Source organism: Mesorhizobium sp. M7A.F.Ca.CA.002.15.2.1, assembly GCF_003998715.1.
In the GTDB taxonomy this organism is placed as follows: domain Bacteria; phylum Pseudomonadota; class Alphaproteobacteria; order Rhizobiales; family Rhizobiaceae; genus Mesorhizobium; species Mesorhizobium ciceri.
Window position 1 is genome coordinate 1 of record NZ_RZPI01000954.1, and the last position, 1,515, is coordinate 1,515.

Sequence of the window (1,515 nt, forward strand, 5' to 3'; positions counted from 1 at the left end):
CGACTGGTTCGGCTGGAACGACGAGAGCGAAGAGGGCGGGCGTCGTGGCGGCCGCGGGGATCGTTCGGAAGCGCGCGACGAATTCCGCGCAGTCCGTCACCGGCTGCGCGCGGCTCTGGGCGACTTCGTCGACGCCCCGGCCGACAAGCAGGCCGAGGCCATCGCCATCCTCGAAGCCGCCGCCGAGGCGCTGGAAGCGCTGTCGCACAAGTAAGCTCGTCCAGCCGACCGGACGCAGCCCTTGCCCGCTGGCCCAAGGACCGATAGTGAAATTCATCCCGCGTCACTCTACATGGTGCGGGATGAATGCTGTTGGAGGAAGTCCGATGTCTTTTCTGAAGCGTCTTTTCGGCGGTGGCGGCGGCGGAACCCAGACGGCTGAGCCGACGAGTGCAGCGCCAGCCAAGCAGGTCGAGCACAAGGGCTTTCTGATCAGCGCCACGCCCTACAAGGCCGATGGCCAGTACCAGACCTGCGGCGTCGTCTCCAAGGAGATCGACGGCGTGGTGAAGGAACACAAATTCATCCGCGCCGACCGCTTTGCCGGGCTCGATGACGCCGTCGACATCTCGATCAAGAAGGGCATCCAACTGGTCGACGAGCAGGGCGATCGGGTTTTTGGGTAAGGGCCGGACCATCGCCACACCGAGCGCCCCTTAGCCGCCCGGGCCTTGCGCCACGATAGACCTATCGCTCAGGGGTTGACGTGCGACCGCCAGCGGGTCAATTCGTCCTGGCGGGATCGATCGTCATCAGGCGTGCCCTTGCCTCGATCAGGTGCCTTTGCGCGGCCCTTATCCGGCTGCACAATGCCAGATTGAGGGCGACGCCACCTTCCTCATCCAGCAAGTCGTTCGCGCACTTCAAAGAGTGCTCAGCTCTCCTTATACGCAGTCTGGCTTTGGCCGCTTCCATGCTGTGAATTTCAATCATTGCGCCGCGTCCTTTGCGGTTCCGGTCCCTTCATGGACTAAACCGCTGATGATCGCATTGGTTCCGGCCCAGGGAATATGCCCGCGGCTTCGGCTATTTCGTTGTCGTGTTGAATTCACGGTTTGCCGTGTAATCGATCACGAAGGTACCCTCGGGAGCGCGAACGCCCTGCTTCACATTTGATATAGTCACCGTTGTGGTAAGTCCCTTCTCGTCGGTGAGGCTCCATCTGCGCAGATCGAGAGATTTACTGTCGAACACCATGGAGATGCTCGAATTGCCGAAGGTCGATCTGTCGGCCAGCTTGACGGTAACTTGGGCGCCATCGTCCCTGATGCTTTTCACGCGATTGCCGGAGAAGTCGACCTTATTGTCGAGCAGCAGCTTAAGCGGCGTCTTCGAGAGAGCATAAAGCCGCGATGTCTTCAGCTTTCTGTTATAAACCACCAGGGATTTGCCATCTGCAATCACGCTGATCCCTGATTGGCCTGCATAGTTGAATCGGATCTTGCCGGGGCGTTGTAGAAAAAACCTGCCACGGGTCCTCTCCGCATTTGGACCCGACTGGACGAAGTCCCCGGA

3 protein-coding genes and 1 pseudogene are annotated in these 1,515 nt (G+C 60.2%); 2 read left to right on the forward strand and 2 right to left on the reverse strand.

Features of this window, described 5'->3' with window-relative positions; genetic code table 11:
* A pseudogene (locus tag ENZ74_RS31460) lies at positions 1-214 on the forward strand (PadR family transcriptional regulator); the annotation flags it as partial.
* Positions 215-326: 112 nt separating this feature from the next.
* Entirely contained in the window at positions 327-626 is a 300-nt protein-coding gene (locus tag ENZ74_RS31465) for an HlyU family transcriptional regulator (RefSeq protein WP_024505488.1), read from the forward strand.
* Between the two features lie 97 nt (positions 627-723).
* On the opposite strand, the gene ENZ74_RS31470 is transcribed toward ENZ74_RS31465, so the two are convergent.
* A complete protein-coding gene (locus tag ENZ74_RS31470; protein ID WP_013530154.1) occupies positions 724-933 on the reverse strand; it encodes a hypothetical protein in 210 nt (69 codons plus the stop codon).
* Positions 934-1,026: 93 nt separating this feature from the next.
* The coding region (locus ENZ74_RS31475) for an outer membrane lipoprotein carrier protein LolA (protein ID WP_164761381.1) at positions 1,027-1,515 on the reverse strand (489 nt) is incomplete at its 5' end.

Bases quoted from the DNA above. Each gene is read 5' to 3' on its own strand.
- ENZ74_RS31465 (WP_024505488.1), top strand. From the start codon at position 327: ATGTCTTTTCTGAAGCGTCTTTTCGGCGGTGGCGGCGGCGGAACCCAG.
- ENZ74_RS31470 (WP_013530154.1), bottom strand. From the start codon at position 933: ATGATTGAAATTCACAGCATGGAAGCGGCCAAAGCCAGACTGCGTATA.